At 72.6% G+C, this 19412-nt stretch carries 20 protein-coding genes; 8 read left to right on the top strand and 12 right to left on the bottom strand.

The annotated features are described in order from the left end of the window. Window positions 1–72 precede the first annotated feature (72 nt). On the top strand, window positions 73–1218 hold the full coding sequence (locus tag ABZU53_RS05880; protein ID WP_355064131.1) for a site-2 protease family protein: 1146 nt from the start codon (window positions 73–75) through the stop codon (window positions 1216–1218). On the opposite strand, the gene ABZU53_RS05875 is transcribed toward ABZU53_RS05880, so the two are convergent. Further along, a complete protein-coding gene (locus tag ABZU53_RS05875) occupies window positions 1203–2480 on the bottom strand; it encodes an FAD-binding protein (protein WP_355064130.1) in 1278 nt (425 codons plus the stop codon). The genes ABZU53_RS05880 and ABZU53_RS05875 overlap by 16 nt on opposite strands. Continuing rightward, entirely contained in the window at window positions 2477–3247 is a 771-nt protein-coding gene (locus ABZU53_RS05870) for a hypothetical protein (RefSeq protein ID WP_355064129.1), read from the bottom strand. The genes ABZU53_RS05875 and ABZU53_RS05870 overlap by 4 nt, the downstream gene beginning before the upstream one ends. Window positions 3248–3348: 101 nt before the next feature. Here ABZU53_RS05870 and ABZU53_RS05865 point away from each other — a divergent pair, with 101 nt between their 5' ends. Continuing rightward, a complete protein-coding gene (locus ABZU53_RS05865; RefSeq protein WP_355064128.1) occupies window positions 3349–3774 on the top strand; it encodes a hypothetical protein in 426 nt (141 codons plus the stop codon). 13 nt (window positions 3775–3787) lie between these two features. Here the strand turns inward: ABZU53_RS05865 and ABZU53_RS05860 are convergent, their stop codons facing one another. Continuing rightward, window positions 3788–4717, bottom strand: a complete 930-nt coding sequence (locus ABZU53_RS05860) for an LLM class F420-dependent oxidoreductase (RefSeq protein WP_355064126.1) — start codon at window positions 4715–4717, stop codon at window positions 3788–3790. An 87-nt stretch (window positions 4718–4804) separates the two neighbouring features. Between ABZU53_RS05860 and ABZU53_RS05855 the strand changes: the two genes are divergently transcribed. Both ABZU53_RS05855 and ABZU53_RS05850 read left to right on the top strand, forming a co-directional pair. Further along, a complete protein-coding gene (locus ABZU53_RS05855; protein ID WP_007463609.1) occupies window positions 4805–5116 on the top strand; it encodes a metalloregulator ArsR/SmtB family transcription factor in 312 nt (103 codons plus the stop codon). Continuing rightward, a complete protein-coding gene (locus ABZU53_RS05850; protein WP_355064124.1) occupies window positions 5117–5647 on the top strand; it encodes an SRPBCC family protein in 531 nt (176 codons plus the stop codon). Between the two features lie 13 nt (window positions 5648–5660). Here ABZU53_RS05850 and ABZU53_RS05845 read toward each other — a convergent pair whose 3' ends face one another. From ABZU53_RS05845 to ABZU53_RS05835, 3 genes are all read right to left on the bottom strand, one after another. Beyond that, window positions 5661–6698, bottom strand: a complete 1038-nt coding sequence (locus ABZU53_RS05845) for a hypothetical protein (protein ID WP_355064122.1) — start codon at window positions 6696–6698, stop codon at window positions 5661–5663. Further along, window positions 6698–6967, bottom strand: coding sequence for a hypothetical protein (locus ABZU53_RS05840; protein WP_354856293.1), 270 nt, complete (start codon window positions 6965–6967; stop codon window positions 6698–6700). The genes ABZU53_RS05845 and ABZU53_RS05840 overlap by 1 nt, the downstream gene beginning before the upstream one ends. A gap of 535 nt (window positions 6968–7502) precedes the next feature. After that, entirely contained in the window at window positions 7503–8294 is a 792-nt protein-coding gene (locus tag ABZU53_RS05835) for a methyltransferase domain-containing protein (RefSeq protein ID WP_355064120.1), read from the bottom strand. A 74-nt stretch (window positions 8295–8368) separates the two neighbouring features. Here ABZU53_RS05835 and ABZU53_RS05830 point away from each other — a divergent pair, with 74 nt between their 5' ends. The 4 genes from ABZU53_RS05830 (at window position 8369) to ABZU53_RS05815 (ending at window position 11878) form a co-directional block, all read left to right on the top strand. Further along, window positions 8369–9037 (top strand): hypothetical protein, encoded by a 669-nt coding sequence (locus tag ABZU53_RS05830; RefSeq protein ID WP_354856297.1) that lies wholly within the window; start codon window positions 8369–8371, stop codon window positions 9035–9037. A gap of 47 nt (window positions 9038–9084) precedes the next feature. Next, window positions 9085–10029 carry an RNA polymerase sigma-70 factor gene (locus ABZU53_RS05825; protein ID WP_355064118.1) on the top strand — a complete coding sequence of 315 codons (945 nt, stop codon included), beginning with the start codon at window positions 9085–9087 and terminating at the stop codon, window positions 10027–10029. 82 nt (window positions 10030–10111) lie between these two features. Next, entirely contained in the window at window positions 10112–11299 is a 1188-nt protein-coding gene (locus tag ABZU53_RS05820; RefSeq protein WP_355064116.1) for an FAD-dependent oxidoreductase, read from the top strand. Between the two features lie 102 nt (window positions 11300–11401). After that, window positions 11402–11878 carry a hypothetical protein gene (locus ABZU53_RS05815; RefSeq protein WP_355064114.1) on the top strand — a complete coding sequence of 159 codons (477 nt, stop codon included), beginning with the start codon at window positions 11402–11404 and terminating at the stop codon, window positions 11876–11878. Between the two features lie 195 nt (window positions 11879–12073). Here ABZU53_RS05815 and ABZU53_RS05810 read toward each other — a convergent pair whose 3' ends face one another. The 6 genes from ABZU53_RS05810 to ABZU53_RS05785 all read right to left on the bottom strand — a co-directional run bounded on the left by ABZU53_RS05810 (window position 12074) and on the right by ABZU53_RS05785 (window position 19183). Beyond that, window positions 12074–13264 (bottom strand): serine hydrolase domain-containing protein, encoded by a 1191-nt coding sequence (locus ABZU53_RS05810; protein ID WP_355064112.1) that lies wholly within the window; start codon window positions 13262–13264, stop codon window positions 12074–12076. A gap of 127 nt (window positions 13265–13391) precedes the next feature. Next, complete coding sequence (gene pyrE / locus ABZU53_RS05805) at window positions 13392–13916, bottom strand: orotate phosphoribosyltransferase (RefSeq protein WP_355064110.1); 525 nt, start codon at window positions 13914–13916, stop codon at window positions 13392–13394. Between the two features lie 214 nt (window positions 13917–14130). After that, window positions 14131–15012 (bottom strand): hypothetical protein, encoded by an 882-nt coding sequence (locus tag ABZU53_RS05800; protein WP_355064108.1) that lies wholly within the window; start codon window positions 15010–15012, stop codon window positions 14131–14133. A 43-nt stretch (window positions 15013–15055) separates the two neighbouring features. Continuing rightward, on the bottom strand, window positions 15056–15778 hold the full coding sequence (locus ABZU53_RS05795) for a hypothetical protein (RefSeq protein WP_355064106.1): 723 nt from the start codon (window positions 15776–15778) through the stop codon (window positions 15056–15058). Window positions 15779–15870: 92 nt separating this feature from the next. Continuing rightward, on the bottom strand, window positions 15871–18651 hold the full coding sequence (locus ABZU53_RS05790; RefSeq protein ID WP_355064340.1) for a BTAD domain-containing putative transcriptional regulator: 2781 nt from the start codon (window positions 18649–18651) through the stop codon (window positions 15871–15873). A gap of 139 nt (window positions 18652–18790) precedes the next feature. Beyond that, complete coding sequence (locus ABZU53_RS05785; protein ID WP_355064104.1) at window positions 18791–19183, bottom strand: YciI family protein; 393 nt, start codon at window positions 19181–19183, stop codon at window positions 18791–18793. Window positions 19184–19412: the final 229 nt, after the last annotated feature.

Genomic DNA, 19412 nt, shown 5'->3' with positions numbered 1-19412 from the left:
GACGGATCACACCAACCGAGACGCCACCTCGTCGACTGGCATGGGCAGGCTAAGTAGGGGTATCAGCCCGGGATGAGGGCCAGTTTCCGGCTTGGCCGGATCGCGGGGGTGCCGGTCGGCGTCAACTGGAGCGTCCTGGTCATCTTCGGGTTGATCGCGTGGGCCCTGGCCGCCAACCAGTTCCCCCGCTCGTACCCGGACCGCTCGCCCGTGGCGTACACCCTCGCCGGTCTGGCCGCGGCGGTGGTCTTCTTCGTCGGCCTGCTCGCCCACGAGGTGTCGCACGCCGTGGTGGCCAAGCGCAACGGGCTGACCGTCGACGGCATCACGCTGTGGCTGTTCGGTGGGGTGGCCGAGTTGCGGGGCGAGCCGCGCGACCCCGGCGCGGAGCTGCGGATCGCGGGCGTTGGTCCGCTGGTCAGCCTGCTGCTCGGGGCGTTCTTCGGTGTCATCGCGTTGCTGTTCGCGCTGGCCGGGCAGGGTGGGCTGCTCTTCGGCGCGATCGCGTGGCTGGCCGGCATCAACGTGCTCCTGGCGGTCTTCAACGTGCTGCCGGCCGCACCGCTGGACGGTGGCCGGCTGCTGCGCGCCGCGGTGTGGAAGGCCACCGGCGACCGGAGCCGGGCCTCGGTGGTGGCCGCCCGGGCCGGCTGGGTGCTCGGCGCGCTGCTCATCGGCCTCGGGCTGTGGCGGTTCCTGTCCGGTGTCGGCTTCGGCGGGCTCTGGTTGGTGCTGATCGGCTGGTTCCTGATCGGCGCCGCCGGGGTGGAGGAGCGGCAGGCCCGCGCCGGAAGCGCGCTGCGCGGAATCCGGGTCGCCGACGTGATGACGCCGCAGCCGCAGACCGCCTCGGCGGACATGACGGTCGCCGACTTCGTGGACCACTACCTCTTCGCGTACCGGCACTCGGCGCTGCCGCTGACCGAGGATGGCCGACCGACCGGCCTGGTCACCGTGGACCGGGTGCGGGGCGTACCGGCCGAGCGGCGCGCGTCGACCACGCTGGCCGAGGTGGCCTGCCGGGCCGACGATCTGGTGCTCGCCCGGCCGGGTGAACAGCTCAACGACCTGCTCCCCCGGCTCAACGAGTGCGCCGACGGTCGCGCCCTGGTGGTGAGCGACGACGGCATGCTCACCGGCATCGTCTCCCCCAGCGACATCAGCCGTGCCGTCCAGCGCGGCAGCCTGCGCACCCCGGCCGGTCAGCGGGGGAAGTAGCGGTCCAGCAGGTCGGTGCGGAACGTGCCGGTCGGGTCCAGGCGGGTCAGCAGGGCGGCGAAGTCGGCGTGGCGGGGGTAGCGGGCGGCCAGCTCGGTCGGGGCGGTGACGAAGACCTTGCCCCAGTGCGGGCGGGGCGCGAACGGCGCCAGGCTGTCCTCCACCTCGGCCAGCACCGGCAGCACCGCGTCGGCGTCGTCGACCCAGGTGAAGTGGACCACGAAGCTGTCCCGCCTGTGGTTCGGGCTGAGCCACAGCTCGTCGGCGGCCACCGTGCGCAGCTCGCACACGTGCAACACCGGGGCGATCAGGTGCGCCACCTCGGCCAGCGCGGCGAGCGCCCCGGCCGCCGCCGTACGCGGCAGGTGGTACTCGGACTGGAGTTCGTCACCGCTGCTCGGGGTGAAGCCGAGCTTGAAGTGCGGTAACCGCTCGTGCCACGGGCCCGGCACGCCGAGCTGTGGGGTGCAGTTCTCCGCCGGCATGCCGAGCACCGGGTGTCGCGGCTGGTCGGCGGCCGTGGTGCCGAGCCAGTCCGCCTCCGGCGGCGGCTGGTTCGCGAGCTGTTTGCGCCACACCTCCCGCAGGCGCGGGGTACGCCAGTCGGTGAACACGCTCACGCTGTACGCCGAGTCGAGCGCCTCGTCCAGCGCCTCGACGGGCAGGTCGAGGCGCACGTACTGGCGCAGCTCGAACGCCGGCACCAGGTCCAGGGTGACCCGAGTGACCAGGCCGAGCGCGCCGAGCCCGACCACCATGCCGGCGAACGTGTCGCCGTCGGTGTCGCGGTCCACGTGCGTCAGGTCCCCATCGGCGGTGACCAGCTCCAGGGCGGCGACCGAGGTGGCCAGGTTGCCGTGGGTGGGGCCGGAGCCGTGGGTGGCGGTGGCCACCGCGCCGGCGACCGAGATGTGCGGCAGCGAGGCGAGGTTGGCCAGCGCGTACCCCTGGGTGTGCAGGTGTCCGGCGAGGTCGCCGTAGCGCATCGCCCCGCTCACGGTGACCTGCCCGCGCTCGCGGTCCACCTCCACGGTCGGGGGCAGGCCGGCGAGACTGACCAGGTCGCCCTCGGTGTCGCCGAGGCGGTTGAAGGAGTGTCCGGTGCCCACCGCGCGGATCCGGGAGCTGCCGGCGACCAGCCGGCGCACCTCGTCGACGGTGGTGGGGCTGTGGAACTCCCGCGCGGCGTAGCGCACGTTGCCGGCCCAGTTGCGGCGTGGCACGTCGCTGCTCGACGTCAGGTGCTGTCCCTGCGCGGTCATGGGGCGGTCTCCCGATCGGTGGACTGGTGGTCGGCCAACGCGGCGATGAGGGCGTCCAGAACCGTATCCGTCTGGAACGTGTGGTAACCGCGTTGGGCGATCGGCAGACCGGCGGCCGTGGCGCGTTCGATCTCGCCCCGGGCCGCCTGCCGGGTCGCCGCGTCCCCGGACATCAGGGCGTCCTGGCCGCGTCGGATCAACCGGTCGACCCGATCCATCTGGTAGCCACGCAGGCCGACCGGGAGGTCCGGGGCCGCGAAGGCGGCGCGGCGCAGAGCGACCAGGTCGACGAAGCGGTCCCCGGCGCAGCGCGCCAGCGCCTCGGCCACCTGCTCGGGTTGCTCCCGGACCTGGTCGAAGACGAGCAGCTCGATGGCCGGCCGGCCGTCGATCGGGTGGCGGGCGGTGACCGGCTCGAACGTCACGCCCGGGGCGGGCACCAGCAGCAGGCGCGGCGGTGTCGAGTAGCCGTCGCGGCGGGGCGGCTCGTCGAGGACGAGCGCGTCGACCTCGGCCCACCGGATCTCCCGGCGCAGGCCGGGCCGCCGGATGCTGAGCCCTTCCGGGGTGATCCCGAAGCGGAACGGCCGCATCGCGCTGACCAGCGCCACCGCGCCGAGCGCGATCGCACCCACGGCGACGATCGTCCGTAGCAGGGCGCCGTCGCTGGGGTAGACCAACAGGAGCACCCCACCGAGTACGCACACCAGGGCGAGCACCCGGGCCCCCCGGCTCCGGCGCAGCTCCACGCTCGGACCCCCGTTCATGACCGTGGCGTCGGTCCCCGCATCCTCTGACAGACCGGGCGCCACGGACACCGGACGATCGGGCACGGTTGTTCTCGCCATCGTCGGGGAACCCTACGCCCATGAGCAGCTACCGTGATCCGGCCCTGCGGGGCGACGTGTATCCGTCGGAGGAGGAGCTGGACCCGACCGGCAGCGCTGTCGAGCCGGCCAGCGCCCCGCCGGGCGTCCGGTTGTCGAGCCACCCGTCGCCCACGCCCGGCCCCCGTCCGACACCCGCCCCCGCGCCCGCGCCGACGCCCGTACCGTCGCCCGGTCCGCCGCCGCGCGAACCCGCCGCCGGGCCGCAGTCGATCGTGACGCGCCACCTGGACGGCTCGGTCGAGGTGGTCACCGACCTCGACGGGGACGGCGTCGCCGACGTCGTCCAGATCGATGTGGACGGCGACGGCGTACCGGACATCACCTATGTGGACAGCGACCGCGACGGCCGGTTGGACACGGTGCTGCACGACCCGGGCGCGGTCGGCGCCCACCGGGGCGCCTGACCGGCCGGTCGGCTCACAGGTTCGCCAGCACCTCGGTCGCGACCAGGTCGAGGTGGTCCAGGTCGGTCAGGTCGAGCACCTGGAGGTAGAGCCGCTGGCTGCCGATCTTCGCGTACCGGCCGATGGTGTCCAGGACCTCGTCGGGCGTGCCGGCGAGACCGTTGGCCCGCAGCTCGTCCGGCTCGCGGCCGATGGCGGCGGCCCGGCGGGCCACCTCGGCGTCGTTGCGCCCGCAGCAGAGCACCAGGGCGTTGGACCAGACCAGGTCGGCCGGGTCGCGACCGATCTCGGCGCACGCCGCGCGGACCCGCTCGAACTGCGCGGCAGAGTCCGCCGGCGACGCGAACGGCAGGTTGAACTCGTCGGCGTAGCGGGCGGCCAGCCGGGGCGTGCGCTTCGGGCCCATCCCGCCGAGCAGGATCGGCGGGCGGGGCTGCTGCACCGGCTTGGGCAGGGCCGGGGAGTCGCTGACCGGGTAGTACCGGCCAGCGTGGCTGAACCGCTGCCCGGTCGGGGTGGACCACAGCCCGGTGATGACCGCGAGCTGCTCCTCCAGCCGGTCGAACCGCTCGCCCAGAGCCGGGAACGGAATGCCGTACGCGGTGTGCTCCTCGGCGTACCAGCCGGTGCCGATGCCCAGCTCCACCCGACCGCCGCTCATCTGGTCGACCTGCGCCACGGTGATGGCCAGCGGGCCGGGCAGCCGGAAGGTGGCGGCGGTCATCAGGGTGCCGAGCCGGATGCGGCTGGTGTCGCGGGCCAGGCCGGCGAGCGTGGTCCACGCGTCGGTGGGGCCGGGGTCGCCGCTCACCTCGCCCATCTTCAGGTAGTGGTCGGACCGGAAGAACGCGCCGAAGCCGTCATCCTCGGCGCGGCGGGCCACCGCGAGCACCTGGTCGTAGGTGGCGCCCTGCTGGGGCTCGGTGAAGATCCGCAGTTCCATGGTCCGAGCATAGGTAGCCGCACCGGCCACCGCCCGTCCTCGTCATATACCTTGGCAGACATATAACGGAGAAGGAATATTAGGTAGATGTCCACCGACGCCTTCACCGTCCTCGCCGAGCCCACCCGACGCCGGATCCTCGACGCGCTCCGCGACGCCGACCGCAGTGTGGGCGAATTGGTCGACGGGCTGGGGGTCAGCCAGCCGGCCGTCTCCAAACACCTGCGGGTGCTGCGCGAGGCCGGCTTCGTCTCCTGCCGGACCGCGGCGCGGCAGCGGATCTACCGCCTCGAGCCGGGCCCGCTGCGAGCGGTGGACGGCTGGCTCGACCCGTACCGCCGGCTCTGGACCCGGCACCTGGACGCCCTGCAACGGCACCTGGACAGTCAGGAGCAGTGAATGAACCGCGACGCATTCCGCCCGAGCCCACCCGCCGAGGTGCGCGCCGAGCCCACCGACGGCGGCGCCATCCTGGTCTTCGTCCGTGACCTGCGGCACCCGCCGACCACCGTATGGGCGGCGCTGACCGACCCGACCCAACTCGCCCAGTGGGCCCCGTTCCTCGCCGACCGGAACCTCGGTGACCCCGGCGCCGCCGTACTCACCCTCGTCGACGGCGAGACCACCCAGGAGCAACCGGCGACGGTACGCCGGGCCGAGCCGCCTCACCTACTGGAGTACACCTGGGGCGACGACCTGCTGTGCTGGGAGCTGACCCCGCTGGGTGCCGGCACCCGGCTCACCCTGCGGCACACCATCGCCGAGCGGGGCATGCTGCCGATGGTCGCCGCCGGCTGGCACCTCTGCCTCGACGTGGCCGACCGGCTGCTCGACGGCGACCCGGTCGGCCCGATCCGGGGCGCCGAGGCCAAGGACTTCGGCTGGCCCGCGCTGCGCGACACGTACGCCGAGCAGCTCGACGCCGAGTGACCGCCGCCCCTCCTCAGACGTACGGCCGGGTGGCGTACGCGGTGCGCAGCGCGGCCAACCCGGCCGCCTTCGGCGACAGCGTGCCCCACCCGGAGTTGAAGTAGTTGGTCCGCGCGATCCGCGGGCCACGCTCGGCGTTGAGCTGGGCGATCGCCGCCGGAACGGTGCGGATCCAGGCCGCCTGGTCCGGGATCTGGGCCGCCCGCACCCCGTACTCCGCGATGATCACGGGCCGGGACAGCGCCACCGGGCCGAGGTCCGCCACCGCCCAGTCCTTCGTCCGGCGGAAGCGGGCCAGCGCGGTCTGGCCGACGGCTGTCGCGTAGGCGTTCCACTGCAGGTAGTCCAGCCGCGACATCAGCGTCTCCGGGTGGGTGCGCTGGAAGCACGCCCGGTCAAACCCGCCCACCCCGACCGAGAAGGTCGTCCCGGCGGGCAGCGTCCGGGCCTTGAACCAGGTGACGATGTAGTTCATGGCCTGCACCGCCCGCCGGTCCGACTCGGCCCAGGTGTACGCCTTGCCAGCCTCGGTCGTGCCGAACTCGTGGTCCGTGTCCAACTCGGACGCGAGCTGGATGTTCACCCCGAAACCGAGCGCCCGGTACTGGGACAGGGCACGCGCGAACAACCCGTCGCACTGGCCGTTGAGCACCTGGGTGTACCCGTACGCCTTCGGCCAGGTGGTGCCGGGACGCTGCTGGATGGTCATCGACGGCGCCGGCACGGTGTAGGTGACGCCGTCCACCGTGAAGGTCTGCGGCCCGGCGTTCGGAGCGCCGTAGTGCTTCAGCTCAAGGACCATGTTGATCTGCATCCCGGCCTTGCCCAGGTTGATGAGCCAGGGCCGGTTGTAGCCGGGAAAGATGTACCCGTCGGCGAAGCTGCGGTACTGGGTCAGCGAGCGGAAGTTGCCACCGGCCATGTCGGCCGTCGGGTCGGCGCCTCCGGACAGGTAGTAGCCCCCGAGGACCGGCTGGCGCAGGCTGTAGTCGACGCCGGCCGTCGCGGTGTTGCCGGCCGCGTCGCGAACCTGGACGGTGACCCGGGGCATCACGCCACCGCCCGGTACACGGCAACTGAGCCGTTGTCGGAGACCCGGGACCAGGTACGCCCGGAGTTGTCGGTCACGGTCACGGCCAGCGGATCGATGACCGCGGTGACCTTGACCGGCGCGCTGCTGTTGCCCTGCGCGTCGGTGACCACGATGGTGACGGTCAGCGGTTTGGTGTCGGCGTCGGAGTACGTGACGGTCAGCAGCATCTGGTCACCCGGCGCGAAGACGGACGCGTTCAGGGCTGCGGTCGCGGTAGGAGCCGCCATGTCAGGGCCTCTCTCTGCTGAGGTCGCCGGGGCGGACGCGCGGGTGAGCGACGCCGGACCAGGCGGAATCCACGATGCGTGAAGGCTGGTGGGGCACGAAGCGGTGGCGCGGCCGGTGGGCGGCGTCGCCGGCGGTGGGCGATGGCCACCGCCGCTGGCGCCCGCAGCGGTGTGGGGGGCCGAGCCGTACGGGTGGTCGGGCCGGCGGCTGTGCCGTGCCCGCCGGGGCGGGGCCGGGCTGGGTGAGGGCGGCACCGACGCGGACGATGCTGTCCGCGGTGGGCCGGAGGACTGGGATGTGGCCCGACATCCGTCCGCCTTCTCGCCTGCCCTAAGCGTGCTCTACCAGGGGCTTTACCGTCTTGTCCGGTTAGCGACATACGCCCTGGTGTCGGGCCGCGCCGGGCGCGGGACAGCCGATCGGAAGCTCGCCGACAGCGCGCTGTGCTGGACTACCGGCGTGCCGCGAGCCGACGACAGGTGGTGTCCTTCGCCTGTCGCGCCGGCCTCATGTAGCCGGCCTGACCCGTCCCCGTCACGGCGCCGTGCCCGCCACGGCCCAGGCCCGCGCGGTGAGCCGGATCGAGCCGTCCGGCTCGATCGGCAACTGGGCGGCCAACAGGTCCCGCAACGCCGCCCGTTGCGGCTCGCCAAGCGAGGTGACGTACGACGGGGCGCTGCCCTGCCCGCCGAGGAACGGCCGCCAGTAGTCGTCGAAGTCGGCGAACACCGTCGGCACGTCCACCGGTCGAACCGACACGTCCCGCAGGCCGGCGTCCACCCACAGCTCCCGCAAGGGGCCGGGCCGGCACACGGTGAAGCGACTCGCCTCGTCCCGCCCCGCCGCGGCCGGGTCGAGGTGGGCGACGGCGGCCCAGAAGTGCCGCATCATCGCCATGCCCTCCGTGTAGTCCCACACGTAGGCGGACACCACCCCCGCCGGCCGGACGACCCGGGCGAACTCGGCCACCGCCCGCGCCGGCTCGGGCACGAAGTTGAGCGTCAGCCCGCTGACCACCACGTCGACGGCACGGTCGGCCACCGGCAGAGCGCGGGCGTCACCGACGTGGAAGCTCGCGCGCGGATCCTGAACGCGGGCACGCGCCTGAGCGATGAAGCCCGCCGAGGGGTCGATGCCGGTGATCCGGGCGGGATCGGCCTCGCCGAGGACCGTCGAGGTCAACGCGCCGGTGCCGCAGCCCACGTCCAGCCAGTGCCGCCCGGGTGCCACGGCCAGTCCGCGTACGAAATCGCCCGCGACCAGGCGGCTCCACCGACCCACGTACGCCTCGTACGCATCGGCGTCCGCCCACACCGGGTGTGTCATGTCCGCACGATACGACAGCCGTCCGTGGAGCAGGTGTGCAGCGCCTCGTTGCGCCGGGTTGGCACACTGCCGCCGTGACGATGATCCGGACGTCGACGGTGCACAGGGTCCACGCGTGGCAGCGCATCCTGGTGGTGACCGCGCTGGTGGCCTCCGTGGTCAGTCTCGGCTGGACGTACCAGACCGGGGGCGACACCTTGCATTTCCGGATCGGGTGGGTCGCGGTCGCGCTGACCGTGGTCCCGTTGTTCGTCGCGCGGCGGCGGCAGTTCACGTACGCCTGCCTGGCGGTGGGTGTCCCGTTGCTCGTCCTGGCCTGCGGGCCCGTGCCGGACGGGATCCTGCCGGCGCTGCTGGTCCTGCTGGCGACCACAGCGGATCCGCGCTGGTCGCCGTGGCGGGCCCGGCTGTCGGTGCTCGTCGGCGCGGCGCTGGTGGTCGTCCCGGTCGTGGCGTCAGCCGGAGCGGTGCACGACTCGCTGACGTCCCCGCCGGTGGGCTTCGTCGTCCACACCGATGCGGGTTCCGGGTTCACCAATTTCGTCGAGCCGGGAGACTCGAGCGTGCGCGGCCTGCAGACCCGGTACACCGACGGCGACGAGGGCCCGACCAGCTTCGTCGAGTTCGAGCCCGGACTGTCGGCCGACGGGCAGGACCGGTTGCGCCGCCGACTGGCGGAGGCGCCCGGCGTGACGAGGATCTGCTCGTGGTACCGGAACAACCACCTGCGCTCCGCCTGCTGACCCGGGACCACGCGTGGCCACGCGACGGACGCGGCTACTGTCGAGCCATGCCGCTGCGTCCGGGTGAGGTCGAGGTGTTCGAGCGCTCCAGGGGCCGCCTGGAGGCGATCGCCTACCGGCTGCTGGGCTCGGCCAGCGACGCCGAGGACGCGGTCCAGGACACGTTCCTGCGCTGGCAGGCCGCCGACCGGGAGCACGTCGAGACGCCCGAGGCGTGGCTGACGAGGGTGCTCACCAACCTGTGCCTCAACCAGCTCACCTCGGCGCGCGCCCGGCGGGAGACCTACGTCGGCACGTGGCTTCCCGAGCCGGTCCTCGCCGGGGACCGGATGCTCGGCCCGGTCGACACGGTCGAGCAGCGCGAATCGGTCTCGATGGCGGTGCTCACCCTCATGGAGCGGCTGTCACCCAACGAGCGCGCGGTGTACGTGCTGCGCGAGGCGTTCGGCTACCCGCACAGCGAGATCGCCGAGATCCTCGACCTCACCGAGTCGAACTGCCAGCAGATCTACCGGCGTGCCAAGCAGCACGTCACCGTCGAGCGGGCGCATGCCGAGGTCGACGCCGCCGCCGCGCGCACGATCGTCACCGAGTTCCTCACGGCGGCCAACAGCGGCCAGATCCAGCGGCTGGTGGAGTTGCTGACCGGGGACGTCACCAGCATCGGCGACGGCGGCGGCAAGATCCCGGCCCGTACGACGCCGGTCGTCGGCGCGCTGGCGGTGGCGAAGTTCCTGCGCGGTCTCTTCCGGCCCAGCGACGTGAAGCGGAACCTCGTGGGCGGCAGCCCCGCCCTCTACGCCGAGGTCGTCAACGGCGGCCCCGCAGTGGTGGTCGTGACCGGCGAGCAGGTCGTCGGCGTCATGTCCCTGGAGGTGACGCCCGAGGGAGTCGCGGCGATCCGCGTCCAGGTCAACCCGGACAAGCTCGAACGCGTCACCCGCCAGTGGTCCGTCTCCGCACACTCCGAGCCGCTCCTGCACGTCTGGTGACCCAGGTCATAGCCGCCTCCTGTCAGCAATCGTGTCGCTGCTCGGTTCAGGTAGCGACAATCGCCGAGACAGGAGTGCCACCATGAAGCACCGCATCGTCGTCCTCGGAGCCGGCTACGCCGGAGCGATCGCCGCCGGCCGCCTCGCCCGCCGGTTGCACCCCGACGACATCGAGATCACCGTCGTCAACGCCGAGGCCGACTTCGTCGAGCGGGTCCGCATGCACCAGCTCGCCACGGGCCAGGACCTCAAGCGCCACGAGCTGAGCCAGGTGTACGCCGGCACCGGCGTGCGGGTCCGCGTCGCCCGGGTCACCGCCGTCGACGTCGACCGCCGGACCGTCGCGCTGACCGACGGGCGAGGCAGCGACGAGATCGCGTACGACACGCTCGTCTACGCCCTCGGCAGCGCTTCCGCCGATCATGGCGTCCCGGGCGTCGCCGAGCACGCGTACGACATCGCGGGCCGACCGTCGGCGCTGCGGCTGCGTGACCGCCTCGCCCACCTCGCGCCCAATCAGACCGTGCTCGTGGTCGGCGGGGGTCTCACCGGCCTCGAGGCCGTCACCGAGATCGCCGAGGCCCGGCCCGACCTCGACGTCGCGATCGCCGCCCGCGGCGGTCTCGGTGACTGGCTCAACGGCAGGGCGCGACACCACCTGCGGGGCGTCACGGACCGGCTCGGCATCACGGTCCACGAGCACACCCACGTCGTCCGGGTGGAGCCGGCGGGCGTGGTCACCACCGACGGCGCGACGATCCCGGCGCAGGTGATCGTGTGGACGGCCGGCTTCGCCGTGCACCCCATCGCCGCCGCCACCGGTCTGACCGTCGCGGCCACCGGGCAGATCGTCGTCGACGACACCATGCGGTCCGTCTCGCACCCCGACGTGTACGCCGTCGGCGACGCCGGACTCGCCGACGGGCCGGGCGGCAAGCCGCTGCGGATGTCCTGCGCCTCGGGAACCCCGATGGCCTGGCAGGCGGCCGACGCCATCGCCGCCCGGCTGACCGGTCGGGTGAAGATCCCCAAGGCCCCACTGCGCTACTTCAACCAGTGCATCAGCCTCGGCCGCCGCGACGGCATCATCCAGTACGTGACCGCCGACGACCGGGCCAAGCCGTCCCTGCTCACCGGACGGTTGGCGGCCCGCTACAAGGAGGTCGTGTGCAGGGGCGCCGCCTGGAGCATCTCCCACCCGATCCCGTACCCGGTGCGCCGCCGCCGCGTCACCACCACCCGGACGGAGGCCGCCGCGACGGTGTCGTGACGGGCCAGCCCGGGCCGCTCGCGGTGAACCCTGCGGTCCATGCTTGACCCGGTCGTCATGCTGGAACGTGAGCACACGTCCCGCGCCACCCGAGGAGAGCTCGTGCGCAAGCCAGTCAGGACCGCAGCCGTCCTCGTCGGGCTCGGCGTCGGCGCCGCGGCCGGCCCGTCCCTCGGGCCGGCCGCCGTCTGGTCCGGTGTCGCGATCGCCGCCCTCGGCGTGGCGCTCTCCCTGGTCGGCACCACGGAGTCGAGTTTCGTCGAGGACGGCCTGGTCGACCGCGACCCTGGCAGTGAGGCGGCGGCCGGCGCGACGACGGTCGCCGCGCAACGACGGCGGAAGCGACAGACGCCGACCCTCAGCGGCCTGGGTACCCGGGTGGAGCAGATCCTCGACCTCGCCGAGAAGCAGGCCGACGACCACCGCGCCGTCGCGCGGCTTGAAGCGGAGGGCATCGTGACCGCCGCGCGACGGGAGGCGGAGGCGATTGTGAACCGGGCCCACGGACAGGCGGCCGGGATCGCCGGCGTCCGCTGGGAACCGCCTCCCTCCTCGGGCATCGGCTCGTCACCCAGTTGAGGACCCGGTCACCGGCGGGCCGATCGCGCAGCTCGGTCAGCTCGGATCACGGCGCGCGGACCCGCCAGGGCCGGACAATCGTCGACCGGAAGCTCCTCCGATGCCAGGGCCGGCAGCCGGTACCCGCGCCGACGGGACCGCGACGGCCGAAGCCGTCAGCGGTCCGCGCCGTGGTGTCACCGCGCTGACGATGCCTCAGTGGACGGTGGCACACAGCGCCGTTTCGACGCTCTCGTTCACCGCGGCGAGCATCTGCTCACCGGTCGGCAGGCCGGTCACCGCGACGACGGCGCTGCGGCCATCCTCGGTGACGAGGTTGCGGGTCTCGAAGCCCTGGATGTCGCCGCCGTGACCCCAGCCGTCGCCGCCGCAGGGCAGCTCGTGCCGGGCGATGCCCAGCCCGTACTCGTACTCGCCGGTCGGCTCGAAGCCGGGCGCGGGCACGGTCGTCATCATGGCCGCCTGCTGCGCGGGCTTGAGCAGCCTGCCACCGACGAGCGCCTCGAAGAAGGTCCGCAACTCGTCCGGGGTCGAGACCAGTTGGCCGGCGGCCCAGCCCAGGGACGGGTCCATGTCGGTGACGTCCACCCACTCAGCGTCCGGGGCCACCGCGACGTAGCCGTGTGGGTGCGTGCCCCGAAGGCGCTGCTCCCCGACGCCCGGCCAGTACGTGTCCCGCAGACCGAGCGGCCTGATGATGCGGTTGGTGATCTCCTCTCCGATGGGGCGTTCGGTGACCTGCTCGACGATGAGCCCGGCGAGCACGTAGTTGGTGTTGCTGTACTCCCACTTCGCCCCGGGCGCGAAGTGCGGGGCGTTCGTGAGGGCGGCGTCCACCAGCCGGCGCGGCTGGTAGTACGAGTGACTCTTGTCGACGAGGTCCTGCGGCTGGGTGAACAGCACGTCGTCGTAGTCGGGCAGGCCGCTCGTCTGCTGGAGCAGCTGGCGTACGGTGATCGCGCCGCCGTCGTTGCCGTTGCCCCGCACGACGCCGGGCAGGTAGTGCTCGACCGTGGCGTCCAGGTCGATGCGGCCCTCCCCCACCAACTGCAGGACGACCACGGCGGTGAAGGTCTTGGTGTTGCTGCCGATGCGGACCTGTCCGTCGCGGGGCACCGGGCCGTGCGACCGGAGGTCACTGACGCCGGCGGTGTAGTCGCGGACGCGTCCGCCGGTCCCCCGCACCGAGGCGAGCACGCCGGGAAAGCCCTCCTCGCTGACCAGGCGGTCCAGTTGCCGCTGCACGGTGTCGCGTGGGCCGGCGGGCCGACCGGATTCGGCGGCGAACGCCGGGGGTCCGGTCAGGACGGCGACGGCGGCCAGCGTCCCGGCGGCTGCCCGCAGGGTCCGGCGGCGGCGGGTGGACGTGCGCTCTTGCAGGGGCATGACGGCTCCTCGGTATCGAACTCGCTTGACGCCATCAATGGTTCAAGGATTCCGATGCCGGGACGATCCCTCCTGCTGCCCTCCTGCGGTACCGCCTGCGCTACCCCGTTGCGGCGGGGGGAGGCGGTCAGGCCGACGCGGAGGGCGCCAGATCGCGTCGGCTGAGGGCGGCGCGCAACCCCAGCCCCTCGGCGGCGAGGTTCTCCCGCCCGCCCTGCTCACGGTCGATCGCGCACACCACGGTTTCGATCACCGCGCCGCTGGCGCGCAGTTGCCGGCACGACGCCAGTAGCGCCCCGCCCGTCGTGACCACGTCCTCGATCACCACGACGCGCCGGCCGTCCACCGGGCCGCCCTCCGCCGCCTTGCCGGTGCCGTACTCCTTGGCCTGCTTGCGAACGAAGACCGTCGGCAGCCCGGTCAGCTGTGACATGACGGTGGCGATCGGTATGCCGCCCATCTCCATCCCGGCCAGCACGTCGCACTCCGGCAGCAGGGCGACCATCGCCTGGGCCACGTCGCGCAACAGATCGGGCTGCCCCTCGAACAGATACTTGTCGAAGTACTCGGGGCTCACCTGACCGGATCGCAGCCGGAACGACCCGGTCAGGTGACAGGCTTCGTACACACGACGCGCGAGGGAGGACGGCACGCCCCTCAGCCTCGCATCCGAGCTGACGCGATCAGTACCTGACCCCGTCAACGAGGAAGGGCGACGCGGGCTCGGGCGGCCGTCCACCGACGGCCCTTCGGCAGGCCGTGGCGGGCGCGCTGAGCGAAGGCTGAGTCGCAGCCCCGGCCGTACCTCGGACCGGTCCCGCTCCGCGTCGACCGACCCGGTCGACGCGGAGCGGCTTCATCGACCGCTAGAACCCACTCCACGGGCGGGCCGAGCACTTCCAGGTCTTTCCGTCGTTGTGCGAGACGCAGACCACGACGACCTTCCCGAGAATGGGCAGCCCGAGGGTGAAGATGTGGATCCTCGTCTTCAGGTACGGCACGCCCGACTTCTCGGCGATGTCGCCCAGCGCCCACCCGGCGTCCGGCCCCTGCACGCTCGCCAACCGGCGCAGCGAGTCGACGTCCTTGCCGTCGAGCAGCGTCTCGATCTCCTGCGCCGAGGGCTCGCGGTCGCCGGTCAACGTGTCCACGGCGTACGGGCCGTCGGCGGCGACGCCGTTGGCCTTCTCGAAGGCAGCCTTCATCCCGCCCACCGTGGTGTCGCCGCCGAGGTCGAGGCTGAAGGTCTGGTCGCCCCGGCGCGACTGGATGCACTCCCAGTAGGACTTGCCCGAGGCCATGCACATGGTCAGGCACCACTCCCGGCCCCCCGGCACCGACGAGGCGAACAGCAGGGCTGTCGCTGTCCCGCTGTCACCCCTGCCGTCGTACACGCCGTCGGCCAGGTCGGCCATCGTCGTGCCGAGGATCTCCCGGCCGCCCGGCATCGCGCCCACGACCGTGACGCCGTCGACCTTCTCGCCGGCGACGAGCGCCGCGAGCTGGTCGGCGGTGAGATCCCGGCCTCCGGCGTCGACGGCCAGCACCGTGTCCAGATCACCGACGGGCTGACCGGTCAGGTCCTCGAACTGCCGCAGCATCATCCCCGGAGCACCGGGCTGGTCGGTGACCGTCGTCCTGGCCGTGTCCTCGGCGGCGTGCGACGGCGCGTACGAGGCCACCAGCCCGACGACGAGTGCCGCGGTGACGACGGTGGCACGCTTGGCGATGTCCCGCAGAGCTCTCATGGCGTCCTCATCTCGGTGACCGCTGTCGGCGGAGTCGTACGGGCTACCAGCCACACGTGATCACCACACCCAGGCCGGTGGGAGAGGGCCCCCAGGTGCAGTGCTCTTCCATCCACTCACCGATGTCGTGGATCGTGTCCGCGACCCACGCGAGCGCGGACTTGATCGCGCCCAAGATGCTGAAGTAGACGACGGTGGACTCGGGCGTGCCGCCGGCCTCGTCGATGATGTCCTTCGTCGACTTGGCGGGATCCGGCTTGTCGATGGTGCCCAGCACCCGTACGCCGGTGGTGTCCTTGCCGGCGAGCAGCGCCTGGACCTGCTCCGGGGTCCGCTCCTTGCCGTCGTCGATCGCCACGATCGCGCGGTCGATCAGCACCTTCCCGCTGCCGGTGACGGCCTGGGTGATGGCGGCGATCTCGCCCAGTGTGAGGTCGTTGCCGAGCGCGGGACCGGTGAACCGCCGGGCCGTGACAGCGCCGGACGGATCGATCCAGATCTCGTCGGCCATGATCATGTCGTCCGCCCCGAACGGGTCCCAGGCGAATGTCCACTGCGCGGCGACGCAGCGGAACTGACCGTGCTCCCGACCCTCCGGTTCGGTCTCGGTGCGGGCGATCCCGCCGCGGTCGTCGAGGTACTGGACCACACAGTCGGTGCCTCTGGTCGGCGGCTTGTCGGTCTGGGCCACGGCTGCGGAGGACGTGGCCAGCACCATCGCGCCGACCACCCCCACCACCGCGAGGTTGCGTGCCAAGCGACTCATCGAATGCTCCATTCCTGGCGAGGGAAACTGGTGCCCGAAGAGTGCCGGGCCGGGCTGAAACGGCCCGGAAACGGCGCTGAAAGCGCGGGGCGTCAGGACAGCCGGGTGACGTCGAGCTGTTCGAGGTCGGCGCGCAGCGAGTCGGCGTCGGCGTCGCCGAGGTCGTCGAGGATGCTCAGGGCGCGGCGCCACGCGGCACGGGCGGCACCCAGGTCGGCGAGCGCCCGGTGGCTGCCGCCCAGATTGACGTACGTGCTCGCCACCGCGTACCGGTCGTGGACCTGCGCGAAGAGTTCGAGGGCGTGCTCGTAGCAGGCGACCGCCCGTCGGTCGTCCCCAAGCTGGTGATGGGCGTGGCCGAGGCTGTCCCACGTGTCGGCCTGTCCCTGCACGTCGTCCACCTCCTGCAACATCCGCAGCGCCTCGCCGCACGACGTGAGGGCACTGTGGTAGTTGCCGAGCAGCCCTTCCTGCCAACCGACCGCGTTGAGGGTGTACCCCTGCCCGGCCCGGTTCCCAGCCCGCCGGAACAGCGTCAGCGCCCGCCGGGAGTGGCTGAGCGCCTGGTGGTGCTGCCCCTGCCGCTCGGCCAGCTGACCGAGGTTGAGGCAGGTGTGTGCCCGCCCGGCGTCGTCGCCGACCTCGGTGAACAGGTCGAGCGCGCGCCGCAGGTGGTCGTCCGCCTCGTCGTACCGCCGGAGCCGGGAGCAGGCGAGACCGAGGCTGCGGTGGGCATGGGCCTGCCCGGCCTGGTCGCCGATGCGGGACGCGGCGGCGAGAGCGATCCGCTGCGTGCCGAGCCAGTCCTGCCAGTGCCCCTGCCGGTGCAGGAAGCCGGCCATGGCCCAGGCGAGCCGCCAGGCGTGTCCCTCGAACCCGGACCGCGCGGCGAGCGGTACGGCGGCGAGCAGAACGGGGACCTCGGCGGTGAACCACGCCGTGGCGGCCGACTTGTTCCTGGGGTACTCCGCCGTCACGCCGGGCCGGGGCGGCGGAAGGCTGATCTCGCTGAAGTGCGGGTGCAGTGCGAGGTCCGCGGCGTGTGCCGTGCGCAGGCAGTGGTCCAGCAACCGGTGCACGGCGTCCTGTCGGTCGGCCGGTGACTCCGCGTCGTCGGCGAGGCTGGCGGCGTACGCGCGCAGCAGGTCGTGGAACGCGTACCGCCCGTGGGTGTGCTCGGTGAGGAGGTTCGCCCGGGTCAGCTCGGTGAGCAGCGGACCGGTCGCCGTCGGGGTGACGCCGGCGAGGCTGGCCACGGCCGGGGCGGACACGTCCGGGCCGGGATGCAGGCTCAGCAGCCGGAACAGCCGGACCGCGGGCGGGCTGAGCGTTCGGCACGACCAGGAGAACACCGTCCGGACGTCGGTAGCCTCGTCGCCTCCGTGGAAGGCGTTCAGGTCGCCCAGCTCACCGGCGACCGCGGCCAGTGAGAGCCGCCGGTTGGTGGCGGCTCGGGCCGCGACGATGGCCAGCGCGAGGGGCAGCCGCGCGCAGCGGTCGGCGATGTCGTCGGCCGCGGCGGGCTCGGCGGCGACCTGGTGCGCCCCGAGCCGGCGGACCAGCAGGTGGCGGGCCTCGTCAGGACTCAGCAGGTCGAGCATCACCGGTTGGGCGCTCTCGGTGACGACCAGCGGGGTGAGCTGGTCCCGGCTGGTGATGATCGCGAAGCAGTCGGGTGAGCCGGGCAGCAGCGGTCGGACCTGTTCCGCGTCGCGCGCGTTGTCCAACACCACCAGCAGACGCTTGCCGGCCACCGCCGTGCGGTACAAGCTCACCATCAGGTCCGATTCGCTGGGCATCCGCGCCGCCGCAACGCCGAGCGCCTCCAGGAATCCGTGCAGCGCTCGCGCCGGTTCGGTCGGAGCGGCCGCCGGGTCGAAGCCACGCAGGTTGACGTAGAGCTGGCCGTCGGGGAAGCGCCCGGCCGCGCGGTGCGCCCAGTGCACGGCGAGCGCGGTCTTGCCGACGCCCGCGGTGCCGGACACCACCACGGCGCCGCCCCGGTCGACGAGCGCGTCCAGGGCGGCGAGTTCCGCCTCGCGCCCGGTGAACGTCGGTACGGGAGGAGGCAGTTGCACCGCCACCGCCACCGGCCGTGCCGTCGGCGTCGGGGCGGGCGCGGCGATCGCGGTGTCCTGGCGCAGGATGGCGCGCTCCAGATCCCGTAGCCGCGGACTGGGGTCGATGCCGAGGTTGTCCCGCAGGGCGTCGCGCAACCGCCGGTACGTGGTGACCGCTTCGCCCTGTCGGCCGTCCCGGTACAGGGCGAGCATCAGCTGTGCGTGCAGGTGCTCGTCGAAGGGATGCTGCCGGACGAGCCGTTCCAACCCGGGGACGAGCCGAGCATGCTCGCCGACCGACAGCCGGGCCTCGGCGAGCGCTCGTTCGGCCTCCAACCGCAGGCGTGCCAGGTGTTCCGCCTGCTCCTCGAGCCAGGCGGACCCGGCCACGTCGGCCAGCGGCGGTCCGCGCCACAGTGCCACCGCCTCCGTCAGGTGGGCCACCTGTTCCGCCCGGTCCGTCGCGCGGCGGGCCAGTTCCAGGAGGTGCTCGGCGACCTGGACGTCCGTGGACTGCGGCCCGGTGTTGAGCACATAACCGGGTCGACGCGCCACGATCGATCCGGGCTCGCCGAGCACCCCGCGCAGGTAGGAGACGTGGCGCTGGAGCGTGTTCTCCGCGGTGGCCGGCAGGCGCTCGCCCCAGACCACGTCGATGAGCCGGTCGACACTCACGACCCGGCCCGCGTGCAGCGCCAACGTCGCCAGTACCGCCTTGCGGCGCAACCCGTTCACCGCCTGCGGGCCGTCGGCGGCGACCACCTCCACCGGGCCGAGCAGCCGGACGCGTACGCCCGCGCCAGCCATCGACATCACCGAATCAGGCTAAATCCGCAGCCCGCAGGCTCGATCTGTTCGTCGCGCAATGGACACGACGCCGGATCTGCCCGGTGTACGGGCCGTTGCGGGTGTCGCCTGACGTGCCGTCGTAGCGGGTCACGCGGGTCCTCGATCAGACCCCGTCGGGCCGTCGCCCCCGACTGGCGGCCTGGCGGATCATCTCGTCCGTCTCGGGATCGGGCATGAGCTCCCGGACGTCCTGCGCGCAACGGCACGAGGCCGCGACCTTGGCAGCCCACGCCAGCGCGTCCTCGCGTGTGGCCACGTCGACGACCGCGAAACCGCCGACGACCTCCCTGGTCTCCGGGTAGGGACCGTCGGTGACTGTTCCGTCCGTGGCCACGATGCTCGCCTGCTGCCTCTCCAGCCCGGCGCCGAACACCCACACGCCGGCGTTCACGGCCTCCTCGACCACCGCGTGCGAGGCCTTGCCCACGTCGGGCCAGTCCTCGGCAGGGATGTGGTCCATCGCGCCCTCGTTGAACGAGATCAGGTACCGCGGCATAACACGACTCCCTCGTCCCGGCGGTCTCCTCCGACCGCCTCCTGTCTGTACTACGAACGGCTCGCCACGGATTCGACGCTACGCCGCGCGGCCGGATCGAGGGGTCCCACCGAGCCGCTCCCGACGGTCGTGCCCGGCGCTGTCCCGGCTACTGGTTACCGTGTCGGGAATCGAAGCATCGAGAGGCCACTGCTGGCCGCCCTCGACCTGTTCGGGCGCCGCTGGAACC

It is taken from the genome of Micromonospora sp. NPDC005194 (assembly GCF_040608335.1).
GTDB lineage: Bacteria > Actinomycetota > Actinomycetes > Mycobacteriales > Micromonosporaceae > Micromonospora.
The sequence above is the reverse complement of the archived record's forward strand: the minus strand, read 5'-3'. Positions and strand labels throughout refer to the sequence as shown.

Bases quoted from the DNA above. Each gene is read 5' to 3' on its own strand.
- ABZU53_RS05880 (WP_355064131.1), top strand. From the start codon at position 73: ATGAGGGCCAGTTTCCGGCTTGGCCGGATCGCGGGGGTGCCGGTCGGC.
- ABZU53_RS05875 (WP_355064130.1), bottom strand. From the start codon at position 2,480: ATGACCGCGCAGGGACAGCACCTGACGTCGAGCAGCGACGTGCCACGC.
- ABZU53_RS05870 (WP_355064129.1), bottom strand. From the start codon at position 3,247: ATGAACGGGGGTCCGAGCGTGGAGCTGCGCCGGAGCCGGGGGGCCCGG.
- ABZU53_RS05865 (WP_355064128.1), top strand. From the start codon at position 3,349: ATGAGCAGCTACCGTGATCCGGCCCTGCGGGGCGACGTGTATCCGTCG.
- ABZU53_RS05860 (WP_355064126.1), bottom strand. From the start codon at position 4,717: ATGGAACTGCGGATCTTCACCGAGCCCCAGCAGGGCGCCACCTACGAC.
- ABZU53_RS05855 (WP_007463609.1), top strand. From the start codon at position 4,805: ATGTCCACCGACGCCTTCACCGTCCTCGCCGAGCCCACCCGACGCCGG.
- ABZU53_RS05850 (WP_355064124.1), top strand. From the start codon at position 5,117: ATGAACCGCGACGCATTCCGCCCGAGCCCACCCGCCGAGGTGCGCGCC.
- ABZU53_RS05845 (WP_355064122.1), bottom strand. From the start codon at position 6,698: ATGCCCCGGGTCACCGTCCAGGTTCGCGACGCGGCCGGCAACACCGCG.
- ABZU53_RS05840 (WP_354856293.1), bottom strand. From the start codon at position 6,967: ATGGCGGCTCCTACCGCGACCGCAGCCCTGAACGCGTCCGTCTTCGCG.
- ABZU53_RS05835 (WP_355064120.1), bottom strand. From the start codon at position 8,294: ATGACACACCCGGTGTGGGCGGACGCCGATGCGTACGAGGCGTACGTG.
- ABZU53_RS05825 (WP_355064118.1), top strand. From the start codon at position 9,085: ATGCCGCTGCGTCCGGGTGAGGTCGAGGTGTTCGAGCGCTCCAGGGGC.
- ABZU53_RS05820 (WP_355064116.1), top strand. From the start codon at position 10,112: ATGAAGCACCGCATCGTCGTCCTCGGAGCCGGCTACGCCGGAGCGATC.
- ABZU53_RS05810 (WP_355064112.1), bottom strand. From the start codon at position 13,264: ATGCCCCTGCAAGAGCGCACGTCCACCCGCCGCCGCCGGACCCTGCGG.
- ABZU53_RS05800 (WP_355064108.1), bottom strand. From the start codon at position 15,012: ATGAGAGCTCTGCGGGACATCGCCAAGCGTGCCACCGTCGTCACCGCG.
- ABZU53_RS05795 (WP_355064106.1), bottom strand. From the start codon at position 15,778: ATGAGTCGCTTGGCACGCAACCTCGCGGTGGTGGGGGTGGTCGGCGCG.
- ABZU53_RS05790 (WP_355064340.1), bottom strand. From the start codon at position 18,651: ATGTCGATGGCTGGCGCGGGCGTACGCGTCCGGCTGCTCGGCCCGGTG.
- ABZU53_RS05785 (WP_355064104.1), bottom strand. From the start codon at position 19,183: ATGCCGCGGTACCTGATCTCGTTCAACGAGGGCGCGATGGACCACATC.